Annotated in this window: 23 protein-coding genes; 9 read left to right on the top strand and 14 right to left on the bottom strand. The window is 66.0% G+C overall.

Annotated elements, in window-relative coordinates; all coding sequences use genetic code 11:
• Nucleotides 1–611: LpqN/LpqT family lipoprotein (locus tag A5636_RS09000; protein WP_172827192.1), on the bottom strand; the 611-nt coding region annotated here is incomplete at its 3' end.
• A 215-nt stretch (nucleotides 612–826) separates the two neighbouring features.
• On the opposite strand from A5636_RS09000, the gene leuS reads away from it, so the two are divergent.
• The gene (gene leuS, locus A5636_RS08995; RefSeq protein ID WP_065158336.1) at nucleotides 827–3,703 is read left to right on the top strand and encodes a leucine--tRNA ligase; all 2,877 of its coding nucleotides are present in this window, start codon (nucleotides 827–829) and stop codon (nucleotides 3,701–3,703) included.
• 1 nt (nucleotide 3,704) lies between these two features.
• On the opposite strand, the gene A5636_RS08990 is transcribed toward leuS, so the two are convergent.
• From A5636_RS08990 to A5636_RS08930, 13 genes are all read right to left on the bottom strand, one after another.
• Nucleotides 3,705–4,370, bottom strand: a complete 666-nt coding sequence (locus tag A5636_RS08990) for an SDR family oxidoreductase (protein WP_065158319.1) — start codon at nucleotides 4,368–4,370, stop codon at nucleotides 3,705–3,707.
• A 40-nt stretch (nucleotides 4,371–4,410) separates the two neighbouring features.
• Nucleotides 4,411–4,905, bottom strand: a complete 495-nt coding sequence (locus A5636_RS08985) for a MarR family winged helix-turn-helix transcriptional regulator (protein ID WP_065158318.1) — start codon at nucleotides 4,903–4,905, stop codon at nucleotides 4,411–4,413.
• Nucleotides 4,906–4,984: 79 nt separating this feature from the next.
• Nucleotides 4,985–5,734 carry an amino acid ABC transporter ATP-binding protein gene (locus A5636_RS08980; protein ID WP_065158317.1) on the bottom strand — a complete coding sequence of 250 codons (750 nt, stop codon included), beginning with the start codon at nucleotides 5,732–5,734 and terminating at the stop codon, nucleotides 4,985–4,987.
• Nucleotides 5,731–7,542, bottom strand: a complete 1,812-nt coding sequence (locus A5636_RS08975) for an ABC transporter substrate-binding protein/permease (RefSeq protein ID WP_065158316.1) — start codon at nucleotides 7,540–7,542, stop codon at nucleotides 5,731–5,733. The genes A5636_RS08980 and A5636_RS08975 overlap by 4 nt, the downstream gene beginning before the upstream one ends.
• Before the next feature lie 63 nt (nucleotides 7,543–7,605).
• Nucleotides 7,606–8,310, bottom strand: a complete 705-nt coding sequence (locus A5636_RS08970) for a GntR family transcriptional regulator (RefSeq protein ID WP_065158315.1) — start codon at nucleotides 8,308–8,310, stop codon at nucleotides 7,606–7,608.
• 100 nt (nucleotides 8,311–8,410) lie between these two features.
• On the bottom strand, nucleotides 8,411–9,211 hold the full coding sequence (locus A5636_RS08965) for an LLM class F420-dependent oxidoreductase (RefSeq protein ID WP_065158314.1): 801 nt from the start codon (nucleotides 9,209–9,211) through the stop codon (nucleotides 8,411–8,413).
• 35 nt (nucleotides 9,212–9,246) lie between these two features.
• The gene (locus A5636_RS08960) at nucleotides 9,247–10,425 is read right to left on the bottom strand and encodes an NADH:flavin oxidoreductase (protein WP_065158313.1); all 1,179 of its coding nucleotides are present in this window, start codon (nucleotides 10,423–10,425) and stop codon (nucleotides 9,247–9,249) included.
• A 23-nt stretch (nucleotides 10,426–10,448) separates the two neighbouring features.
• Nucleotides 10,449–11,300, bottom strand: coding sequence for an SDR family oxidoreductase (locus A5636_RS08955; protein WP_065158312.1), 852 nt, complete (start codon nucleotides 11,298–11,300; stop codon nucleotides 10,449–10,451).
• Nucleotides 11,301–11,360: 60 nt separating this feature from the next.
• Nucleotides 11,361–11,960 carry a TetR family transcriptional regulator gene (locus tag A5636_RS08950; protein WP_065158311.1) on the bottom strand — a complete coding sequence of 200 codons (600 nt, stop codon included), beginning with the start codon at nucleotides 11,958–11,960 and terminating at the stop codon, nucleotides 11,361–11,363.
• A gap of 13 nt (nucleotides 11,961–11,973) precedes the next feature.
• The gene (locus tag A5636_RS08945) at nucleotides 11,974–12,876 is read right to left on the bottom strand and encodes an alpha/beta fold hydrolase (RefSeq protein ID WP_065158310.1); all 903 of its coding nucleotides are present in this window, start codon (nucleotides 12,874–12,876) and stop codon (nucleotides 11,974–11,976) included.
• 17 nt (nucleotides 12,877–12,893) lie between these two features.
• Nucleotides 12,894–13,988: an inositol-3-phosphate synthase gene (locus tag A5636_RS08940; protein WP_065158309.1), complete on the bottom strand. Its 1,095-nt coding sequence runs from the start codon at nucleotides 13,986–13,988 to the stop codon at nucleotides 12,894–12,896.
• A gap of 61 nt (nucleotides 13,989–14,049) precedes the next feature.
• Nucleotides 14,050–14,592 carry a PadR family transcriptional regulator gene (locus A5636_RS08935; protein ID WP_065158308.1) on the bottom strand — a complete coding sequence of 181 codons (543 nt, stop codon included), beginning with the start codon at nucleotides 14,590–14,592 and terminating at the stop codon, nucleotides 14,050–14,052.
• Between the two features lie 116 nt (nucleotides 14,593–14,708).
• Nucleotides 14,709–15,566, bottom strand: a complete 858-nt coding sequence (locus tag A5636_RS08930) for a DUF1707 domain-containing protein (protein ID WP_065158335.1) — start codon at nucleotides 15,564–15,566, stop codon at nucleotides 14,709–14,711.
• 135 nt (nucleotides 15,567–15,701) lie between these two features.
• On the opposite strand from A5636_RS08930, the gene A5636_RS08925 reads away from it, so the two are divergent.
• The 8 genes from A5636_RS08925 (at nucleotide 15,702) to rplI (ending at nucleotide 22,816) form a co-directional block, all read left to right on the top strand.
• Nucleotides 15,702–16,136 carry a DUF5318 family protein gene (locus A5636_RS08925; RefSeq protein ID WP_065158307.1) on the top strand — a complete coding sequence of 145 codons (435 nt, stop codon included), beginning with the start codon at nucleotides 15,702–15,704 and terminating at the stop codon, nucleotides 16,134–16,136.
• Nucleotides 16,129–18,747, top strand: coding sequence for a transglycosylase domain-containing protein (locus tag A5636_RS08920; RefSeq protein WP_065158306.1), 2,619 nt, complete (start codon nucleotides 16,129–16,131; stop codon nucleotides 18,745–18,747). Before A5636_RS08925 ends, A5636_RS08920 begins: the two co-directional genes overlap by 8 nt.
• The gene (locus tag A5636_RS08915) at nucleotides 18,744–20,390 is read left to right on the top strand and encodes a glycosyltransferase family 87 protein (protein ID WP_065158305.1); all 1,647 of its coding nucleotides are present in this window, start codon (nucleotides 18,744–18,746) and stop codon (nucleotides 20,388–20,390) included. The genes A5636_RS08920 and A5636_RS08915 overlap by 4 nt, the downstream gene beginning before the upstream one ends.
• A complete protein-coding gene (locus A5636_RS08910; protein WP_065158304.1) occupies nucleotides 20,390–21,028 on the top strand; it encodes a DJ-1/PfpI family protein in 639 nt (212 codons plus the stop codon). The genes A5636_RS08915 and A5636_RS08910 overlap by 1 nt, the downstream gene beginning before the upstream one ends.
• 111 nt (nucleotides 21,029–21,139) lie before the next feature.
• Complete coding sequence (gene rpsF / locus A5636_RS08905) at nucleotides 21,140–21,430, top strand: 30S ribosomal protein S6 (RefSeq protein ID WP_036362157.1); 291 nt, start codon at nucleotides 21,140–21,142, stop codon at nucleotides 21,428–21,430.
• Nucleotides 21,431–21,520: 90 nt separating this feature from the next.
• On the top strand, nucleotides 21,521–22,030 hold the full coding sequence (locus tag A5636_RS08900; protein WP_065158303.1) for a single-stranded DNA-binding protein: 510 nt from the start codon (nucleotides 21,521–21,523) through the stop codon (nucleotides 22,028–22,030).
• A 41-nt stretch (nucleotides 22,031–22,071) separates the two neighbouring features.
• A complete protein-coding gene (gene rpsR, locus A5636_RS08895) occupies nucleotides 22,072–22,326 on the top strand; it encodes a 30S ribosomal protein S18 (RefSeq protein ID WP_065158302.1) in 255 nt (84 codons plus the stop codon).
• Between the two features lie 31 nt (nucleotides 22,327–22,357).
• A complete protein-coding gene (gene rplI, locus A5636_RS08890; protein ID WP_065158301.1) occupies nucleotides 22,358–22,816 on the top strand; it encodes a 50S ribosomal protein L9 in 459 nt (152 codons plus the stop codon).
• Nucleotides 22,817–23,140: the final 324 nt, after the last annotated feature.

The raw sequence follows: 23,140 nt of genomic DNA, 5'->3' as shown, positions 1-23,140 counted from the left end.
GCGATCACCACGAACGCGTCGGGCACGTTCGGGTCAGGTACCTGCGTCCAGCGCGCCGGCATGGGCAAGGTGATGTCCAAGGCCTTGAAGTTCAGCGGCCGCTGCGCCTCCAGCTTGACGCCCTTGCTCTCCAAGTACTCCCGCAGAGTGCCGGTGACAGCCGGGATCGCCGCCGGTGGTGTCGGTGCCGCGGCGGGCGCGGGCGCGGTGCCCGGTCCCGCAGCCGGAAGTGCCGCGGCGGGCGCCAGCGCGGTGGCCGGTCCCGCAGCCGGAAGTGCCGCGGCGGGCGCGGGCGCGGTGGCCGGCCCCGCAGCTGGAACTGGTGCGGCGACCGCCGCAGGCGGCTGCACCTGGGCGGGAGCTTGCAACGGCGCGAGCGCGGGTGCCTGCGCCGGGGCAGGGGCGAACCTGTTGCTGTTGGCGCTCCCGGGAAACACCGTGGAGTTCTGACCGGGCGGCGTCGCGGGTTGCATGGGGACGGGACCCGGGATAGAAGGCTGGGGGATCATCGGCTCTGCCGATGCGGTCCCGCCCGCAACCAGCACCAGGCCGACGACGCCTGCGGCCATGCCACCCGCGACTGTCCGCCAGGTGCGCGCGATCTGAAACATCTCGGTCAGTCCCTCCGGGATAACGCGGGGCCGGGTATTGGTTTGGTACTGGATGAGCCCGACTCGAGGCTGAATGTAACTGCTGCTCAGCGCCGCGACCATGCCTGAAATAGAGCTGGGATGAACCTCTGATCGGTGCGCAACGGAACCGAGACCAACCTGTGGCCGGCGGAGCGGGGCCGGTGGAATGGAAGCTGCCCTCTACCCTGTTGGGCGTGACCGAATCGCCGACCACGAAGGACTCGGACTCCGACGCGCCGCGATACCGCTATACGGCCGAACTCGCGGCCGACGTGGAACGCAGGTGGCAGGACACCTGGGCCAGGCTGGGGACTTTCAACGTGCCCAACCCGGTTGGTTCGTTGGCTCCCACCGACGGCTCGCCCGTGCCTGAGGACAAGCTTTTCGTGCAGGACATGTTCCCCTACCCGTCGGGGGAGGGGCTGCACGTCGGTCACCCGCTTGGTTACATCGCCACCGACGTCTACGCCCGTTACTTCCGGATGCTGGGCCGTAACGTGCTGCACGCGTTGGGTTTCGATGCCTTCGGGTTGCCCGCCGAGCAATACGCGGTGCAAACCGGAACCCATCCGCGCATCAGGACCGAAGCCAATGTCGTCAATTTCCGGCGACAGTTGGGCCGCCTGGGTCTGGGCCACGACAGTCGGCGCAGCTTCTCGACCACCGACGTCGAGTTCTACAAGTGGACGCAGTGGATTTTTCTGCAGATCTACAACGCCTGGTTCGATACCGCCGCCAACAAGGCCCGCCCGATCGCGGAGTTGATCGCCGAACTCGATTCCGGGACGCGGCGTCTGGACGATGGCCGCGAGTGGGCGGCGTTATCGGCGGGGGAGCGGGCCGACGTGATCGACGGCTTCCGGCTGGTGTACCGGTCCGATTCGTTGGTGAACTGGTGCCCCGGCCTGGGCACGGTGCTGGCCAATGAGGAGGTCACCGCCGACGGCCGCAGTGAGCGCGGCAACTTCCCGGTGTTCCGGAAGCGGTTGCGGCAGTGGATGATGCGGATCACTGCCTACTCCGATCGGCTGCTCGACGACCTCGAACTGCTGGACTGGCCGGAGAAGGTCAAGTCCATGCAGCGAAACTGGATCGGCCGCTCGACGGGTGCATCAGCGCTGTTCGCCGCCACCAGGGTCGACGGTTCACGCGCCGATGTCGAGGTGTTCACCACCCGCCCGGACACCCTGTTCGGCGCGACCTATCTGGTGTTGGCGCCGGAGCACGATCTGGTCGACGAACTGGTAGGGACAGCCTGGCCGGACGGCGTCAACCCGTCCTGGACCTACGGCGCCGCGACACCCGCGGAGGCCGTGGCCGACTACCGTCGCGCCATCGCGGCCAAGTCGGATCTCGAGCGCCAGGAAAACCGCGAGAAGACCGGCGTGTTCCTGGGCAGTTATGCCGTCAACCCCGCCAACGGGGCGGCGGTGCCGATCTTCATCGCTGACTATGTGCTGGCCGGCTACGGCACCGGAGCCATCATGGCGGTTCCGGGGCACGATCAGCGCGACTGGGACTTCGCCAGGCAGTTCGGCCTTCCCGTCGTGGAAGTCATTGCCGGCGGCGATGTTTCGGAGTCCGCCTATGCCGGTGACGGAGTGCTGGTCAACTCGGACTATCTGGACGGCATGGACGTGGCCGCGGCCAAAGAGGCGATCACCGCCCGGTTGCAGAGCGAGGGTAAAGGGCAGGCCCGCGTCCAATTCAAGCTCAGAGACTGGCTTTTCGCGCGACAGCGCTACTGGGGCGAACCCTTCCCGATCGTCTACGACAGTGACGGCCGCGCACATGCGCTCGACGAAGCGGCGCTGCCCGTCGAACTGCCTGACGTGCCCGACTATTCGCCGGTGTTGTTCGATCCCGACGACGCCGACAGCGAGCCGTCACCGCCGCTGGCCAAGGCATCCGAATGGGTGCATGTGGAACTGGACCTGGGCGACGGGTTGCGGGCCTACACGCGCGACACCAACGTGATGCCGCAGTGGGCCGGCAGTTCCTGGTATGAGCTGCGCTACACCGACCCACACAACTCGGAGCGGTTCTGCGACAAGGAAAACGAGGCCTACTGGATGGGCCCGCGACCCGCGCAGCACGGACCCGACGATCCCGGGGGTGTCGACGTCTACGTCGGCGGCGCCGAGCATGCCGTGCTGCATCTGCTGTATTGCCGGTTCTGGCACAAGGTGCTCTACGACCTCGGCCACGTCAGCTCCCGCGAGCCCTATCGCAGGCTGATCAATCAGGGCTACATTCAGGCGTTCGCCTACACCGACAAGCGCGGCGCCTATGTCCCTGCCGAGCAGGTGGTCGAGCGCGATGGGAAGTTCTGCTACCCCGCACCGGAAGGCGAGATCGAGGTCTTCCAAGAGTTCGGCAAAATCGGTAAGAGCTTGAAGAATTCGATCTCGCCCGACGAGATCTGCGACGAATACGGCGCGGACACGCTGCGGGTCTACGAGATGTCGATGGGTCCGCTGGAGGCGTCCCGGCCCTGGGCCACCAAGGATGTCGTTGGCGCGCAACGCTTTCTGCAGCGGGTGTGGCGGTTGGTCATCGACGAGGAAACCGGGCGGATCCGGGTGGTCGACAGCGAGTTGAGCACCGACACGCTGCGTGCTCTGCACCGTACCGTCGCCGGAGTGTCCGAAGACTATGCGGCACTGCGAAACAACACCGCTGCGGCCAAGTTGATCGAATACACCAACCACCTCACCAAGCAGCATCGGGGCGACGTCCCCCGCGCGGCGGTCGAACCATTGGTGCTGATGCTGGCACCGCTGGCCCCGCACCTAGCCGAAGAGCTGTGGTCGCGGCTGGGTCACCCGAAATCGCTGGCGCACGGTCCCTTCCCGGTGGCCGACCCGGCCTACCTGGTGGATGACACGCTGGAATACCCGGTACAGGTGAACGGCAAGGTACGGGGCCGGGTGGTGGTGGCCGCGGATGCGGATCAGAACGCGGTGCAGGCTGCCGCTCTGGGCGACGAGAAAGTGCAGGCATTCCTGGCCGGTGCCGTCCCGCGCAAGGTGATCGTAATCCCGGGCCGGATGGTCAACCTGGTCGTTTGACCTAGCGCGGCCGGATGACCACTTCATGGACGTGGCCGTCCGGCGGTGTGGCCACCACCTGCGCAACCACCTCGGCGACGGTCTCGGGCCGCAAGAACTTCGCCGGGTCGTACTCGCCGCCCTCATAGGCGACGAGTTCGCGCTGCATGTCGGTGTCCACGCGGCCGGGGTGAATCGAGGTCACCAGCAGTGCGGGCTCGTCCTGACGCAGCGAATCGGCGAAGGCCCGCAACGCGAACTTGCTGGCCGAGTAGGAAGCCATGCCCGGCGACACATTGCGTCCCGATCCGGAGTTGATGAACACCACCCGACCGCGGGCTTGTCGCAGCGCCGGCAGCAGGGTCAAGGTAAGGGCAACGGCGCCAAAGACATTGACGTCAAAGGTGGCTCGCCACTCGTCGACGTGTGACTCGGCGACATGCCCGGGTACGGACACCCCGGCGTTGTGCACCAACACGTCCAGTTCGTCGATGACTTCACACGTGGATTCGATCGAGTCGGTATCGGTCAGGTCCAACGGAAACGTGGTGGCGCCGAGTCGCTGCGCGACGTCATCCAACCGGCCCGAGGGCCGTCCGGCCAGCAGCAGCGTATGCGTCGGAGCCAGCGCCCCAGCGATGGCGGCGCCGATACCGCCGCTGGCGCCGGTGATGAGTGCGGTGGGCATGACTTCAGCAGTTACCGAGCCGGTTGGAAACAAAACACTTTCATGAACACTCGGCGGGTCCGGCGGCGTTCCCGGCCGATTCACGGCTGGCCAGGCGGTCCAGCGGCGGCAGCGCTTTCGTCAGGTTTTCCAGGTCGGAGGCGGAGAGTTGGCTGAGCATCGCCGCCAGAGCGGCATGCCGGTTGGCCAGCGACTCGTTGTGCACCGACCGGCCTTGCGGCGTGATGTCGACCAGGACAGCCCGAAGGTCCGACGGGTCGCGCGAGCGTTTGACCAATCCGATCTTCTCCAGCCGGCGGATCGCCACGGTGGTGGTGGGGGTGCGTACCCGTTCGTGGGCGGCGAGATCGGTCATCCTGATCGGCCCTTGGTCGAGCAGGGTGACAAGAATCGACAGCTGCGCGAGCGTCAGTTCGCCGGCGACCATGCCGTTCGGGTCACCGCGGCGCAGAATCGCAAACAGCTTGGACAGTGACCGGTGCAGCCCCTCAGCAAGCTCGGTCACCTCCGGGGCGGTGGCTTCGCTGTCTGCCATAAACCGGCAGTCTAACCAGAAATGCCCGCGGCTGGAGACCCCGTATCGGGCGGGCTTACCCGTCGGGAAAAACCCGGAGTCAGAGCACCTGAGCTAGGAACCGCTGCAGGCGTTCGGTCACGGCGGCGCCGAATATCTGCTCCGGCGGCCCGAACTCCACGACTTTGCCGTGGTCCATGAATACGACAGCATCCGAGGCCGAGCGCGCGAATCCCATCTCGTGAGTGACCACCAGCATCGTCATGCCGTCGGCGCCGAGATCGGCGATGAGCGCCAGGATCCCCTTGACCATCTCGGGATCCAGTGCCGAAGTGGCTTCGTCGAAAAACATCACTTGGGGAGCCATCGCCAGTGCCCGGGCGATGGCGACGCGTTGCTGCTGGCCGCCTGACAGCGTGCCCGGCCGCGCGTCGGCCTTGGCCTTCAGCCCGACCCGGTCGAGGTGGTGCACGGCGAGGTCCCGCGCGGCCTCGCGGGACAACCGGTGCAGCCGACGTGGCGCCAGCGCGACGTTGTCCAGCACGCTGAGATGCGGAAAGAGGTTGAAATGCTGGAACACCATGCCGATGCGCCGCCGGAGTTGGTCGGGGTCGTCCCGCAAAACCGATCGCCCGTCCAGCAGGATGTCGCCGCTGTCGGGTTCGTGCAATCGATTCAGGGTGCGTAACAGTGTTGATTTGCCCGACCCGGACGGACCGATCACCGCCGTGGTGGTCCCGGCCGGCACCTTGATGGTGACACCGCGCAGCACCGGGTTGCCGTCCAGGATCTGGTGAATGTCCTCGGCTGCCAACGAGACCGGGTTTCGGCACGGCACGGCGGTAGTCATGTCATCTCCACGCCGATGGTCGAGGTGACAACTTCCGGAGGATCTTCCGGTCGCAGCTTGCTGCGGCCGCGGCGAAGGCGGCCGTCGATCTGGTTGACCAGGTGCGTCAAGGGAACGGTCAGCATCAGGTAGAAGATGCCGGCAGCCACCAGCGGCGAGAGGTTCCCGGTTTGAGCGTTCAGGTCGCGCCCCACCTGGAACAGTTCCCGCTGATTGGCGACCAGGCCCAGGAAGTACACCAGCGCGGAGGCTTTCAGCAGCGCGATGAACTGGTTGACCAGGGCCGGTAACACCCGCCGGATGCCCTGCGGGACCACTACCAACCGCATCGCGGTCGGATAGCTGAAGCCGAGCGCTCGCGCGGCTTCGAGCTGGCCGGGGTCAACGCTCTGGATTCCGGACCGCAGAATCTCGCCGACGTAGGCTCCGGCCATCATCCCTAGGGCGGCAATGCCCAGCGGATACGGATTGTTATTGGTCACTTCGCCGACCACCGGGCCCACGCCGAGTCCGATGATCAGAATGATCACTACCTCTGGCAGACCCCGGAAGATGTCGGTGTAGATCCGGGCGGGCCAGCGCACGCATCGCTTCTCCGAAATTCCTGCGATAGCCAGCAGCATGCCGATCGTCAGTCCGATCACGCTGGCGCTGCCGGTGAGGATGAGGGTGTTGGGTAGTCCGGTTGCGAGCAGCGCCGGGATGGCTTGCCGGTACATGTCCCAGTCCAGGAAGGATTCCCGCAGTTGGGTGAGGGTCGACTTGGGGGCAGTCGGGTGTACTGGTTTGCGGTGGTGTTCGGCGGCGATCCGGGTGAAATCGGGCAGTTTCGGTGCGACGGCGGCCTTGGAGCCCGGTTTCCAGCCGGGCGGCAGGGTGCGGGGCACCCACTTGCTGTACAGCTCCGCCCAGGTGCCATCCGCGATGACCGCGTCGAGTCCGGAGTTCAGCGCATCGACCAGCGGCTGGTTGTCCTTGGCAACGGCGTAGGCCACGAAGTCGTTGGCGCCGAAGGTGTTCGCCACTATCACGGCGGGGTCACCCGTCCGCAGGGCGGCCGATGCCTGGTTGGCCGGTGCCACCCAGGCATCGATCTGGTGGGTTTTCAGGCTGGCGTAGACGGTGACGAAGTCCGGGTACCGCACCGGTTGCAGATGCAAGGTGTCGACGACGTAGGTGTCCTCGACGGTGCCCTGGACGACGCCGATGCGTTGCCCCTCGGCAAGGTCGGTGAAGTTTCTGATCGGCGAAGCCGGTGGTACGACCAGCGAATAGAAACCGAAGTCGTAGCCATTGGTGAACGCAACAGTGTGACGACGGGCGTCGGTGGCCTTGACCGACGACGAGCCGACGTCGAAGCGCCGCGACGACACCTGAGCAAGGAGTCCGGAGAAGTCGGTCTCGACGAAGCGGACGCGCAGGCCGATCTTCGCAGCTATGGCGCGCAGCAGTTCGTTGTCGAAGCCGGTGAAGCGCCCGGTGGCATTGATGCAGGTGCTGGGCGGCGCGTCGGGCAACGTGCCGGCGACCAGGATTCCGGGTGTCGCCAGTCCCAGCGCACCGATGTTCACCGAGCTCAACGGAATGGTGCCCGGGGTGGTGTCGGTGTCGTCGGCGACGTCGGAGCCGGGTGAGGTGGTGAGGTCGTCGGGCAGTACGGTGGCACTTTCCACCCCGGGCGGCGCGCATTGGTTGCGATCCGCGGCTGCGGGTGCGGCACCGGCCAACCCGCCGACGATCACGATGCTCGCGATTATCCCGAACATCTTTGCCCCGCGGGGGCCGGACCGCCCGACGTTCGAACTCATCACTGCCACCGTAGCCAGTCCTCTGCGGTGACGTTCTAGAACACGATCGACGACACCCGCGGGCTAACCGGCCGGAACTGAAGGTGATTGCGCGACAGAGGTTTCCGAACATTCGCGGGAAGCGAACACCCCGCGTCTGCACAGCTCGGCAACCATCGTCTTGGCCATCAGCTCAGCGCGCCCCACACAGGCGGCCCGAGCGGCTCGCGGGTCGCGCCGGTGGATCGCGTCATTCTCAGCTTCGTAGAACGGCAGCATGTCGTCGCGGCTGTGCTGGTAGGTCATGAAGAAGACCCGGGGGATGAGATTCTGCGAGGCGCGGATGGTGGCGTGCAGGCGTGGCCCGGCGTACTCGTCATTGACCACGCGCCGGTACTCCCACGCGATCTCGGCGAAGGTGCGCGGTTCCTGGGCGACCCGCAGCGACCGGAGCAGCGCGTCGAGTTCGCCCAGGATCCGGGGCGTCGGGTTGGCTGCCGCCCGCGCTGACGCGATGCCGTTGAGGAGGCCGTCGAGTTCGTGGTGTTCGAGCACGGTTGCCTCGTCGAACCGCTCGATGAACGCGCCCCGGTGATAGCGAGTCGAAACGATACCGTCGTGTTCCAACTGAACCAGTGCTTCTTGGATGGGTACCCGGCTGATGCCGAGCCCCTGGGCGATCTCGTTGCGGTCGACGCGATCGCCACTGCGCAGCGTCCCGGTCAACACCAGGTTGAGAATGTGCGTCACAACTTGGTCTTTTTCTTTGACCCCGTATTTCTTCGGCATCAGTCCTTGCAGTCTCTTCCGGACGGCCCGCGGCCGCTAGCGCGGCCAGTTTCTCACGACGAGAGCGGCGCGGAGAGATGTTTCGTCGATCGCATAAGGATCAGCGCGAGCTGTCGCGCCACCGACACAGCGCTTCGGCGTCCTTCAGGTCGTAGTCGGGCCCATCGCAGCCGACCGTCAGCAGGGTGACTCCGAGATCGGCCAGGGCTTCAGCGTTGGCGATCAGGTCGGCTCCGCCACCGACCCCCGCGGACCGCTCGATACTGGCCGGGTCTCGGCCGACCGCTTCGCAGTGCTTGGCCAGGACCTCCGACTTGGGCGGATATTCGTCCGCGGAGCTGAAGCTGTGCCACACATCAGCGTGCTCGGCAACCAGCCGCAGCGTCTTGCGTTCGCCGCCGCCGCCGATCAATACCGGGATGTGCCGGGTGGGCGCCGGGTTCAACTTGGCCAGTCGCGAGGTGATGCGGGGGAGGGCACCGGCCAAGTCGTCGAGCCGACTGCCCGCGGTGCCGAACTCGTAGCCGTACTCGTCGTAATCCTTCTGCTTCCAGCCGGATCCGATGCCCAGAATGAGCCGACCGTCGGAGATGTGGTCTACCGTGCGCGCCATGTCGGCCAGCAGTTCGGGATTCCGGTAGGAATTGCACGTCACCAGCGCGCCGATCTGAATGTGCGACGTCTGCTCGGCCCAGGCCGCCAGCATCGTCCAGCATTCGAAGTGGGCACCGTCGGGATCACCGTAGAGCGGGAAGAAGTGATCCCAGTTGAAGGCCACATCGACACCGATGTCTTCGCAGCGCCGAACGGCGTCGCGGATATCGCGGTAGCGCGGGGCATGCTGTGGTTGCAGCTGGACGCCGATGCGGATAGGGACGGCGGGTTGAGCGGTGGAAGTCATGACAACCACCGTAGGCGCGTGTCGCGCCGGCGAACTCAGACGCTGCTGTACTGGCGCACAACACAATGCGTCCCGGTGTATACGGTGGGCATGCACTTCATGCAGTGGACGCACAGGCCCTCGGTGGCCGCCCCCCGATGAAAACTGTTGACCAGATGCGGGTCTCGCAGCAGGGCCCGGGCCATCGCGACGAATTCGAAGCCCTCGGCAAGCGCTCCTTCGACGGTGTCGAGCCGGTTGATTCCGCCAAGCAGGATCAGCGGCATGGACAGGGCCGCACGAAACTGTCGGGCGAGCGGGAGGAAGAAAGCTTCTTCGAACGGGTAGCTGCGAAACATGCGGCGACCGATGACGCGCAGGCCGAGCCCGACCGCTCGCGGTTGCGAGGCGATGAATTCGTCGAGCGGAACGTCGCCTCGGAAGTAGTACATGGGGTTCTGCAGCGAACTGCCGCCGGTCAGTTGCAGCGCGTCCAGGTGTCCGTCGGATTGCAGTAGGCGGGCCGTGGGCAGGCTGTCGGTGAGCCAGAACCCGCGGCGTACCCCGTCGTCCATGTTGAATTTCGCAGTGATCGCAACGGACGGGCCGGCGGTGCGCCGAACCCGCTCGGCTACCCGCCGGGCCAACTCGGCGCGCCGGGTGGTGTCGCCGCCGTAGCTGTCCCGCCGCTTGTTCAGGCTCGGGCTGAAGAACGAGCTGAGCAGGTAGCCGTGGCCCATGTGGATTTCGATCGCGTCGAACCCGGCTTCGACGGCATTGCGGGCGGCCGCTCCGAAGTCGTCGACCACCGCCTCGAGCTGATCGGGGGTGGCCGCGCGGACCAAACCCATGGCCGGCGCGCTGAGGCGGGTGGACGGGGCCAGGGTCGCCGTCTGGTTCGACAGCGTGTTGGCCACCAGCCCCGCATGTCCGATTTGCGCGCACACCAGTGCGCCCGCGGCGTGAACGGCATCTGTCAGGCGGCGCAGCTGCGGTACCCGATCGTTGTCGAGCACGACGGTATCGCGGTGCACTCGTCCGCCCGGGGAGATCGCGCAGTAGGCAACGGTGGTCATGGCCGCCCCGCCGCGGGCAACCTCGGTGTGGAAGTCGACGAGTGCGTCGGTGACTTGCCCGCGTGGCATCACGCCCTCGAACGTCGCCGCCTTGATGAAGCGGTTTTTCAGCGTCAGAGGACCGAGCCGCATCGGGACAAATGCAAGTTTCGATACCATTGGCACCGAAACATATCACCTGGTTATCGCCGGTCAAAGCGTGGCATCAGAAACTTCCGCAGGTAGCCGGCGACGTGGCGAGCGGGGACGGGGCGCGGCCAATCGTCACCGCGAAAGTGTGCGTCGGTTCCGCCGTCGACGAAAACGATACTGCCGCAGAGGAAGTCGGCCGAACCTGAAAGCATGAAACAGATCCACTGGGCCAGCTGCTCCGGGTCGCCGAAGCCGCCGACCGGAACCGGGAAGCGCTGCACGGCCCGGCGCTGCCGGGGATCGGCCAACTGCTGCTCGAGCAGTGGCGTCAGCACCGCGCCGGGTGCCAGAGCATTCAGCCGGATGCCGGCTCCGGCCCAATCGGTTCGGATCGCCTGCCGGCGCAACCACCGGCTGACCGCGACCTTGGATGCGGCGTAGACGATGGCCGGCCGGGCTGGTCCGAAGATCCGTACGCTGCGCACCGCCCGATCGACATCACCGGCCAACAGTGCGCGTACCGTCCGGCGCGGGACCATCGGAGTGGTGGTCGTCGAGTTGCTGGACACCACAACAACTTTCGCCCCGTTCGCAGCGGCCAGCGCGGGCCGCCACTGTTCGAGGAGTTCCACCACTCCGAGGTAGTTCACTTCCGCGATGCGGCCGAGATTGCCGGGAGTGGGGCCGATACCGGCAGCCAGGACGGCGCCGTCGAGCCGGCCGTCGGTGGCCGCGAGCACCGCGCCCGCCGCCTGCGCGCGGCCTTCCGCCGACGAGAGGTCGGCCAGCACTTCAGCGTCTCTGAGGTCGACTCCGATGACGGTGTGACCTTCGGCGCGCAACCGGTTCGCGGCGGCGCGGCCCATTCCCGACGCCGATCCGCTGATCGCGTAAATCCCCATGTATGTGCAGCCCGGCCCGCGCTCTAGAGTTACGATTCCACTGGTCTCGTAACGTTAGCACTAACCGCCGTCCGGCCGCATCGCCGTCGTCAGCAGCTGCGCTATCCGATTCCGTAAGGCCTGCGAATCGTCTTCGGCCGCAACGGTTGTCAGAAACAGCGCGGCGCCCGCCGCCATCGCCAGGGTCGCACGCGCGTCGAGCTCAGCGCGTTGCCGCTGCCGGCGGGTGGTGGCCTGTACCTTGTCGGCGAACAGTTCTGCGGCCGGACCGCTGAACGCGGTCCACAGCGTCTTTCGAAGGTCGTCATTCTCCTGCAGGGCCAGCAGCAGGCCCGGTACCGCCGTCCGTACGTCGGCACGGCTGAACAGCTCATGGCTGCCGCGGACCACCCATTCGATCCAGCCCGCCAGGTCAGTGCCTTCGAACGGTGCCAGGTCGGGGGTTTCCCCCAGGATCGCGTGCAACACCAGCTCCGCTTTGGAAGACCAGCGTCGGCTCAGGCTGGACCGCCCTACTCCGGCCCGCGCGGCGACCAGGCGCACGCTCAGGTCGTCCCAGCCGACCTCGAGCAGCAATTCACGTGTCGCCGACAGCACCCGGTCATCGATGGACGTGTCACGCGGCCGCCCGGCGGGCCTGGCTCGATCGCTATTGGTCATCCGACGGTGGACCTCAGCGGGCGGCGATGACTCCGCGCACCAACTCGATCAGCGCCCGGGGTTGGTCGCTTTGCACCGAATGGCCCGAATTCTCGACGACGTGGGCGGCACGGAAGTGCGGTGCACGCCGGCCGAGTTCGGCGGCGTCGTCACCGGTGACGAAGCCCGATGAGCCGCCGCGAATCAGGGTCACCGGCGCTCGAAGGCTGGCCACGTCGTCCCACAGGGTGCTGAAGTCGGGAAACACGCGTATTGCGTCGTATCGCCACGTCCAGTTGCCGTTGTCCATTCGGCGAGAGTTGTGGAAAACGCCACGGCGCAGTGCCTTGACCTCGCGGTGCGGCGCGGCCGCGATCGTCAGGTCCAGCATCGCCTGGAAGGTGGGAAACTCCCGTTCGCCGTGCATCAGCGCCACGGTGCCCTGCTGCTCTTTGGTCATTTCGGAGTGCCGTTGCAGCGCCGACGGGGTGACGTCGATGAGCACGAGTTCGTCGACCAGATCCGGGGCGAGCGCACCCAGCCGGATGGCCGTCAACCCGCCGAGCGACATGCCGACCACGAGTTCGGCGCTGGGTGCCAGCTCGCGCAACACCGGCGCCAGCGTGTCGGCGTTGTTCTTGGGGGAGTAGTCGCCGTCCTCCCGCCAGCCGGAGTGCCCGTGCCCGGGTAGATCCACGGCCAGCGCCGGCTCGCCGAGGCCGACGATCACGGTGTCCCAGGTGTGGGCGTTCTGCCCGCCACCGTGCAGGAAGATCACGCGAGGGTCGGAATCACCCCAGCGCAGCGCGCTGACGGCACCCGCGGTCACCCGTTCTACCTGCGGCAGGGGGCCTGTAACACCCGCTTGCTCGGCGTTTTCGGCCAGCAGGTCAAACTCGGACAGTCCGGTGAGTTCGTCGGGCGAGGTGTCGGTCACCCTTGTGACTCTACGAGTCAGCCCTCGATGATGAACTCTTCGAGTTGCGCACGAGCGATGTCGTCCGGGAGCTGCTCGGGCGGGCTCTTCATCAGGTACGCCGACGCGGGGATCACCGGGCCGCCGATGCCGCGGTCCTTGGCGATCTTGGCCGCCCGCACCGCGTCGATGATGACGCCCGCAGAGTTCGGCGAGTCCCACACCTCGAGCTTGTACTCCAGGTTCAGCGGCACGTCGCCGAAGGCACGGCCTTCCAGTCGCACGTAGGCCCACTTGCGGTCGTCGAGCCAGCCGACGTGATCGGACGGGCCGATGTGCACGTCTTTGGTCTTGAACTCACGCTGCAGGTTGCTGGTGACGGCCTGGGTCTTGGAGATCTTCTTGGATTCCAGACGCTCGCGCTCGAGCATGTTGAGGAAGTCCATGTTGCCGCCGACATTGAGCTGCATGGTCCGGTCCAGCTGCACGCCGCGGTCCTCGAACAGCTTGGCCATCACGCGGTGGGTGATGGTCGCACCGACCTGGCTCTTGATGTCGTCTCCGACGATCGGCACACCGGCGTCGGCGAACTTCTTGGCCCACACGGGGTCCGAGGCGATGAAGACCGGCAGTGCGTTGACGAATGCCACGCCGGCGTCGATGGCGCACTGAGCGTAGAACTTGTCCGCCTCTTCGGAGCCGACCGGGAGGTACGAGACCAGCACATCGACCTTGGCGTCCTTGAGCGCCTGGACCACATCGACGGGTTCGGCGTCGGACACGTCGATGGTGTCGGCGTAGTACTTGCCGATGCCGTCGAGCGTCGGACCGCGCTGCACCGTCACATTGGTCGGTGGCACGTCGGCGATTTTGATCGTGTTGTTCTCCGAGGCGAAGATCGCTTCGGAGAGGTCGAAGCCGACCTTCTTGGCGTCGACGTCGAAAGCGGCCACGAACTTGACGTCGCGGACGTGATACTGGCCGAACGTCACATGCATCAGCCCGGGCACGGTGCTGTTCTCGTCGGCCTCGTAGTAGTACTGGACGCCCTGAACCAGCGAGGACGCGCAGTTGCCGACGCCGACGATGGCGACCCGTACCTCAGACGCCTGTGGCGCGTTCTGCTCACTCATTGGGCGTTCTCCTAACCTCGTAACTCTGCTGTCTAAGTTGTTCGTTCTGGATGTCGCGAATTCACGTCTGTTCGGCGTGATTGGGTGCCGCTAGCTCCGCGGCGATGAGCTCGTTGAGCCACTTGACTTCCCGCTCGCTGGACTCAAGGCCGAGTTGATGCAGCTGACGGGTGTAGCGGTCGAACGAACTGCTGGCCCGCGCCACCGCCTCGCGCAGACCCTCTCGCCGCTCCTCGACCTGACGGCGCCGGCCCTCCAGGATGCGCATCCGCGCCTCCGCGGGAGTGCGGTTGAAAAAAGCCAGGTGCACCCCGAAGCCGTCGTCGGTGTAGTTGTGCGGTCCGGTGTCGGCGACCAGTTCGCCGAAGCGCCGGCGACCCGCGTCGGTCAACTGGTAGACCCGGCGTGCCCGTCGGACCGGTGTCCCGGCTGGAGCGGCGTTTTCGGCAATCAGCCCGTCGGTCTGCATGCGGCGCAGCGCGGGATACAGCGAACCGTACGAGAACGCGCGGAACGCTCCGAGCAGGCCTGTCAGACGCTTACGCAGCTCGTAGCCGTGCATCGGTGACTCGATGAGGAGACCAAGAATGGCAAGTTCCAGCACCGGTTCACCCCCTCTTTATGCGACTGATTACGACGATACGACGCCTCGTGTCATCGTATCGCCCCGATATATTAGCGACAACACCACCAACTGTTAGTGCGCCGTTAGTCACACCCTCAACTCACGTAATGGACCTGTTTCACGGTGCCGTCACCGGCCAGCTCGATGTAGCCACTGCCGTAGTCGCCGGAAACGTAGATGGTCAGGGACAACGTCCCCGGTGTGGTCGGGTCCTTTGCCGGTTCCACGATCAGATATGTCGATTTGACGTCTTGCGGCTTCATGCCGACGGTCTCCGGTGCGCCGCGCATGATGCCCACCACGGTCTTGACATCGAACTTGGCGAGATCCACCAGAGCGCCGTCGGTGCTGCTCTTTGCGGAGCTACTCGGATCGCCCCAGCCGCCGCGGTAGGTGTAATCCAGCACCCGGCGCTCGTCGGCGGGGTCGGGTCGGTCCATCGACGCGTAAGTGGGGTAGACCACCAAGCGGTAACCCTTCGTGTCGCCGAATCGTTTGCGGCTTTGCTCCAACAGACCAGTCAATCCGCCGAGGGAGTGGAGTTGCTTGGGCGGTGTCAGTACCACCGGGTCGATGCCGTCCGATTTGGCGCCGGGATCGGAGGTGAAGTCCAGCGGCGAGGTGGTATTGCCGTACAGACCCCACCCGATGGCGATGCCCAGCAACGCGGTGACCGCGAAGGCCGCTACGGTGAGGCCCCGCCCGTTCGGCTTCTTCCGCTGTTTGACCACGGCATTCTGTACCGGCGGCGCGACCTCGGCGGACTGCAGGTCGTCAACCAGAAGCTGCAGGTCGTCCAGGGTCACCGCGTTGGTGGCCATGCTGACCCGCTCGCGATGCTCCTCCATCGACAACTCACCGTCGTTGAGGGCGTTGTCAAGGATCCGGCACGCGCGTTGCCGGTCGCTGTCCTTTGCCCGCGTAGTCGCCGACCCGCCACGAGATTTCGCCACGGGATGATCGTAGAAGTCCTGGCGCGCAGCGGCGCAGCGTGTGAGCACTCAATACCGATTCACCCGCCTCCGGCCCGTGCGACAACACCCGCGGCTGCGTATCGGTGCTGGGGAAGGCGACGTACTCTGGTCACCGTGCGACTGCAGCGACAGGTGGTGGACTACGCGCTTCGACGGCGCTCGCTGCTGGCTGAGGTGTACTCGGGCCGCACCGGGGTGTCGGAGGTGTGCGACGCGAATCCCTACCTGTTGCGCGCGGCGAAGTTTCACGGGAAACCGAGCAAAGTGATGTGCCCGATCTGCCGCAAGGAGCAACTGACGTTGGTTTCCTGGGTGTTCGGTGAGCACCTGGGCGCGGTATCGGGGTCGGCGCGCACCGCAGAAGAGTTGGTGCTGCTGGCCACCCGCTTCTCAGAGTTTGCTGTTCACGTCGTAGAGGTGTGTCGCACCTGCAGCTGGAATCACCTGGTCAAGTCGTACGTCCTGGGTGCGGCAGTCCCCGCACACCCGCCGAAGGGGACGGGTGGCCCGCGGACGGCGCGCAACGGCGCCCGCACAGCCAGTGAATAACGACGGGCGTCACCACCAGGCGTCCAGCGGCTCACCGGGCGAGTCGGCGACCGAGGGTGGCACCAAGCATCCCGCCGAGCCTCCCGCCGGCGATCGGGGTGTTCCGCCGCCGGCACCGCGCCGACCGGTGCCCCCCGACGACCGGTTGACCACGATCCTTCCGCCCGTCGTCGACGACCGGTCGACTCGGCACGGCGATCCCATAGACAAGGTGAAGGCGGCCCTCGACAACGCGGCGTCAGCACCGGTCGAGCAACGCGACCCACTCGACCAGGTGAAGGCGGCACTGGACGCTCCGTCGCCGCGGCCCGGCCAGGATCGGGAACGGCTCAGCGGCGCACGACGGCCCCCGGGGGGCCCGCCCCCCCCACCGGGCCCCACCGGACCTTCGGGTGGCCGAAGGCCGCGCCGGAAGCCGACTTGGTCCGAGCAGATCAACTGGCGATGGGTCCGACGCTCGGCGTACTTGAGTGCGGCCGTGCTGATTCTGTTGCCGATCGTCACGTTCACGATGGCCTACTTCATCGTCGACGTGCCACGGCCCGGTGACATCCGCACCAACCAGGTCTCCACAATCCTGGCCAGTGATGGCACTGAGATCGCCAAAATTGTGCCGCCCGAGGGCAACCGGGTCGATGTCAACCTCAATCAGGTGCCGGTGCACGTGCGGCAGGCGGTGATCGCCGCCGAGGACCGCGGCTTCTACAGCAACCCTGGTTTCTCTTTCAGCGGGTTTGCCCGTGCAGCGAAGAACAACCTGTTCGGGGGGGATTTGCAGGGCGGGTCGACGATCACCCAGCAATATGTCAAGAACGCGTTGGTCGGCTCCGCGCAGCACGGGTGGAGCGGCCTGATGCGCAAGGCCAAGGAATTCGTCATCGCCACCAAGATGGCGGGGGAGTGGTCGAAAGACGATGTGCTGCAGGCTTACCTGAACATCATCTATTTCGGCCGCGGCGCCTACGGAATCTCGGCTGCGTCCAAGGCCTACTTCGACAAACCCGTCGAGCAACTCACCGTCTCCGAAGGTGCGCTGCTGGCCGCGCTGATCCGCCGGCCCTCCACCCTGGACCCCGCCGTCGACCCCGAAGGTGCTCTCGCCCGGTGGAACTGGGTCCTGGACGGCATGGTGGAAACCAAGGCGCTCGCTACCGGCGACCGCGCCGCACAGGTCTTCCCGAGGACGGTCTCACCGGATCAGGCGCGCGCGGCCTACCAGACCACGGGACCCAATGGACTGATCGAGCGACAGGTCACCAAAGAGCTTTTGGATCTGTTCAACATCGACGAGCAGACATTGAACACCCAGGGATTGCAGGTCACCACCACGATCGATCCGCAGGCCCAGCAGGCCGCGGAGCGGGCGGTGTCGAAGTACCTGGACGACCAGGACCCCGAGATGCGGTCCGCGGTGGTCTCGATCGACCCGCGCACCGGAGCGGTGAAGGCCTATTACGGCGGGGCCAACGCCCAGGGTTTCGATTTCGCCCAGGCGGGGTTGCAGACCGGTTCGTCGTTCAAGGTCTTCGCCCTGGTCGCTGCCCTCGAGCAGGGCATAGGTCTGGGCTATCAGGTGGACAGTTCCCCGCTGACCGTCGACGGCATCAAGATCACCAATGTCGAGGGCGAGAGTTGCGGGACGTGCAACCTGGCCGAGGCGCTGAAGATGTCGTTGAACACCTCGTACTACCGGTTGATGCTCAAGCTCAAGGGCGGCCCGCAGGCGGTAGCGGATGCCGCGCACCAGGCTGGAATTGCCGAGAGCTTCCCAGGTGTCGCTCACACTCTGTCCGAGGACGGCAAGGGCGGACCCCCCAACAACGGAATCGTCCTGGGGCAGTACCAGAGTCGGGTGCTCGACATGGCCACCGCCTACGCCACGCTGGCTGCGTCCGGTCTCTATCACCGTCCGCACTTCGTGCAGAAGGTGGTCAACTCCGAAGGGCAGGTGCTCTTCGATGCCGCCACCGCTGACAACAGCGGTGAGCAACGCATCCCCAAGGCAGTGGCCGACAACGTGACCGCCGCGATGCAGCCGATCGCCGGATACTCGCGCGGCCACAGCTTGGCCGGGGGGCGGGCGTCGGCGGCGAAGACCGGTACCACCCAACTGGGTGACACCAACTCGAACAAGGACGCGTGGATGGTCGGGTATACCCCGTCACTCTCGACCGCCGTGTGGGTTGGCACGGTCAAGGGCGACCAACCCTTGGTGACAGCGTCGGGCGGCGCCGTGTACGGCTCGGGCCTGCCATCGGACGTCTGGAAGTCCACGATGGATGGTGCCCTGAAGGGCACGCAGAACGAGACCTTCCCCAAGCCGACAGAGATCGGCGGTTATGCGGGCGTGCCCGCAGCACCGCCCCCGCCACCGCCGCGCCCTTCGCAGACCGTGATCCAGCCGACCGTAGAGGTGGCCCCCGGGATCACCATCCCGGTGGGGCCGCCCCAAACGGTCACGGTGGGACCGCCCGAACCGCCCGGATCACCGGGGGTGCCCGGATCGCCGGGGGTGCCCGGATCGCCGGGGGTGCCAGGATCGCCGGGGTTGCCCGTCCAGCCGGGCCCGGTACTGCCGCCGCCGGCTGACATTCCCCAACCGCCCCCGTGACGCAGGCACCACCCGAACGCGCCACCATCTCGCCGCTGCCGATCGCCGCCGATCGCCGCAGTGCGGACAGCCGCGACTGCCCGAGCCGCACCGATGCGCTCGGCGCGGCACTGGCCACGGTCATCGGCGGACCAGTGGGGCGGCATGCGCTGATCGGTCGGTCCCGGTTCATCACCCCGTTGCGGGTGATGTTTCTGATCGCGTTGGTGTTCCTGGCGTTGGGTTGGTCGACGAAGGCGGCTTGCCTGCAGAGCACGGGAACCGGCACGGGTGATCAGCGGGTGGCCAATTGGGACAACCAACGGGCGTATTACGAGCTGTGTTACTCCGACACCGTGCCGCTCTACGGCGCGGAGTTGTTGAGTCAAGGCAAGTTTCCGTACAAATCCAGTTGGGTCGAGACCGACAGTGGTGGTCGGCCGCAAGTCCGTTACGACGGCCAACTCGCGGTGCGATACATGGAATATCCCGTGCTGACGGGGGTTTACCAATACCTGTCGATGGCGGTCGCCAAGACTTACACCACCGTGAGCAAGGTTGCGCCGCTACCGGTGGTGGCCGAGGTGGTGATGTTCTTCAATTTCGCCGCACTTGGGTTGGCGCTGGCGTGGCTGGCCACCGTGTGGGCGACCGCGGGGTTGGCGGGCCGTCGACCATGGGACGCGGCGCTGGTGGCCGCCTCCCCGTTGGTGATCTTCCAGATCTTCACCAACTTCGATGCGCTGGCAACGGCTTTCGCGATGGGAGGCCTCCTTGCCTGGGCGCGGCGCAGACCCGTCCTTGCCGGGGCGTTGATTGGGCTGGGCGCGGCGGCGAAGCTGTATCCGCTCTTGTTTCTCGGGCCGTTGCTGGTGTTGGGTGTGCGATCCGGACGGTTACGGGGCGTGGCACGCACCGCGCTGGCCGCCGCCGTCACCTGGCTGGTGGTCAATCTGCCGGTGATGGTCCTCTACCCGCGCGGCTGGTCAGAATTCTTCCGGCTCAACACCCGTCGCGGCGACGACATGGATTCGCTGTTCAACGTCGTCAAGTCGTTCACCGGGTGGCGCGGGTTCGACCCCTCGCTGGGGTTCTGGGAGCCCCCGACGGTGCTCAACACGATTGTCACGGTGTTATTCGTATTGTGTTGCGCGGCAATCGCTTACATCGCGCTCACCGCGCCACAGCGGCCCCGTCTGGCGCAGCTGGCCTTTTTGGTGGTGGCTGCTTTCCTGTTGACCAACAAAGTGTGGAGCCCCCAGTTCTCGCTGTGGCTGGTGCCGCTGGCGGTGCTGGCTGTGCCGCATCGCCGCGTACTGCTGACCTGGATGACGATCGACGCACTGGTGTGGGTGCCACGCATGTACTACCTGTACGGCAACCCGAACCGTTCGCTGCCTGAACAATGGTTCACCGCGACGGTGTTACTGCGCGATATCGCGGTGTTAGCGTTGTGCGCCTTGGTGATTCGTCAGATCTATCGGCCGGATGAGGACCTGGTGCGGTGGCAGGGTAGGGTCGACGACCCCGCGGGTGGGACCTACGACCTGGCACCGGACACGCCACCAGGCTGGCTGCCGAACCGATTGCGGCCCAAGGCCGCAAGGCGTGCGCCGGCGCCGGCCCCGTGCCCCGAAGCTGAACTGGTCGGCGAGAAGCCTTGATGCAGATCGCGATTCCGTTGTTTCCCCGGTTCACCGCCCTGGATGCGGTGGGGCCCTACGACGTTTTGCAGCGCCTACCTGGCGCACAGGTGGTGTTCGTGGGTCGGCAGCGTGGTGAGGTGCGCACCGAGAACGGCATGCTTGGTGTGAGCTGCGATGCCACCTTCGACGAAGTGGACTCGCCCGATGTCGTGGTGGTCCCTGGGGGCATCGGAACCCGGGCGCTCATCGGCGACGAAAAGATCAGCGGTTGGTTGCAAGCGGTCCATCCACACACCACCTTCACCACCTCGGTATGCACCGGCGCGCTGCTGCTGGCCGGTGCAGGTCTGCTCGACGGGCTTACCGCGACCACCCATTGGTCCGCTGTCGACCAGTTGAACAATTTGGGCGCGCGGTACGTGCCGGAGCGGGTCGTCGAGCACCTGCCGCAGCGCATCATCACCTCAGCAGGGGTGTCCAGCGGTATCGACATGGCATTGCGGTTGGTGGAACTGCTGGCCGACCGCGTCGCCGCGCAAGCAATCCAGCTACTCATCGAATACGACCCCCAGCCGCCGTTCGACTCCGGTTCCGTCGCCAAGGCAGACGACGCGACGCGGACGCGAGCCGCGGAGTTCCGGACGTCGCGGAAGTGATTTCCCAGGTCGGTCCGGAGTCCGGTACCCTGATGCGGTTGCCGACGCAGGCGACCCTCCTGCCACGGACCGTCCGTGGCCGCCAAGACCACAGGAGGTGATGAGGTCCCTATGCGTCCATATGAAATCATGGTCATTCTCGACCCCACGCTCGACGAACGCACCGTCGCCCCGTCCTTGGAGACGTTCCTGAACGTCGTCCGCAAAGACGGTGGAACGGTCGAGAAGGTCGACATCTGGGGCCGGCGGCGGCTGGCGTACGAGATCGCCAAGCACGCCGAAGGCATCTACGTTGTCGTCGACCTCAAGGCCGAGCCCGCGACGGTGTCCGAGCTGGACCGCCAACTGAGCCTGAACGAGTCGGTGCTGCGAACCAAGGTGATGCGCACCGACAAGCACTAGCCGCCCCTGTCGGGGCCGTTGCTTAGGCTCGTCGTAACTAGCCATCAGGCCAGGATTAGGTAAGGATCAGGCGGAACAAGGAGGATTATTGTGGCTGGTGACACGACAATTACCGTCGTCGGAAACCTGACCGCTGACCCCGAGCTGCGGTTCACCCCCTCGGGTGCCGCCGTGGCGAATTTCACCGTCGCGTCCACGCCTCGTATTTACGACCGGCAGAGCGGTGAGTGGAAGGACGGCGAAGCGCTGTTCCTGCGCTGCAACATCTGGCGGGAAGCGGCTGAGAACGTGGCCGAAAGCCTGACCCGGGGTGCGCGGGTGGTTGTCACCGGGCGACTCAAGCAGCGGTCCTTCGAGACCCGTGAGGGCGAAAAGCGCACCGTGGTGGAAGTCGAGGTCGACGAGATCGGACCTTCGCTGCGGTATGCCACCGCCAAAGTCAACAAGGCCAGCCGCAGCGGCGGCGGTTTCAGCGGTGGCGGTGGCGGCGGATCCCGGCAGTCGGCGCCGGCCCAGTCCGGCGGATCGGGCGACGACCCGTGGGGCAGTGCCCCGGCATCGGGTTCGTTCGGCGGCGGCGACGACGAACCCCCCTTCTGATTTAGAAAACTTCAGAGAACGAGAACGGAAGAACAACACACATGGCCAAGTCCACCAAGCGGCGCCCGGCTCCCGAGAAGCCCATCAAGGCGCGCAAATGCGTGTTCTGCTCCAAGAAGGGCCAGCAGATCGACTACAAGGACACCACGCTGCTGCGCACCTACATCAGTGAGCGCGGCAAGATCCGGGCCCGGCGGGTTACCGGCAACTGCGTGCAGCACCAGCGGGACATCGCGGTCGCGGTGAAGAACGCCCGCGAGGTCGCACTGCTGCCCTTCACGTCCTCGACGCGGTAACCCCGCGGCGCGCAACGAAAGTACATACACGATGAAGCTGATTCTGACCGCCGACGTCGACCACCTCGGTTCCGTTGGCGAAACGGTCGAGGTCAAGGACGGATACGGGCGGAACTTCCTGCTGCCCCGTGGGCTGGCGATCGTCGCTTCCCGCGGTGCCCAGAAGCAGGCCGACGACATTCGCCGTGCTCGGGAAACCAAGACAGTCCGCGACCGCGAGCACGCTAGCGAGCTCAAGACCGCGATCCAGGCGCTGGGCTCGGTCGCACTGCCGGTGAAGACCGCGTCCGACAGCGGCAAGCTGTTTGGTTCGGTGACCGCCGGCGACGTGGTCGCCGCTATCAAGAAGGCGGGTGGTCCGAGCCTGGACAAGCGGATCGTCCGCCTGCCCAAGGCACACATCAAGGCGGTCGGCACCCATCCGGTCGTCGTGCACCTACACCCAGAAGTCGACGTCGAGGTTGCTCTCGAGGTCGTCGGCCAGAGCTAACTCGTCATCTCCGTCATCACCCGGTGTGGCCGCGAATTGGCCGCACCGGGTTTTTTCGGCTGCGTCGCGCTGGCGAACAAATCCGGCTTCACGATCGGCCGGCGGCTTAACCTGTCATTTACGCGAAGACAATCTGGCTGAAAACCAACACGCCCGACGCCATAACCTGCGACGACACGCCGCAGCAATTCTTGTCCACACGAATTCCCTGGCGTTATATGGCGGTCAACAGCAGTGATGTCGTGAGGCCCGGCCGTGATCCACAGGTTCTCCACACCCCCCTCAACACAGGTGTGCCCGGGTATGCACACGCCATGCACAGCT

The sequence above is a fragment of the Mycobacterium asiaticum genome (genome assembly GCF_001673315.1).
GTDB lineage: Bacteria > Actinomycetota > Actinomycetes > Mycobacteriales > Mycobacteriaceae > Mycobacterium > Mycobacterium asiaticum_B.
Note: the sequence above shows the minus strand (reverse complement) of the source record. Positions and strands in the feature narration are given on the sequence as shown.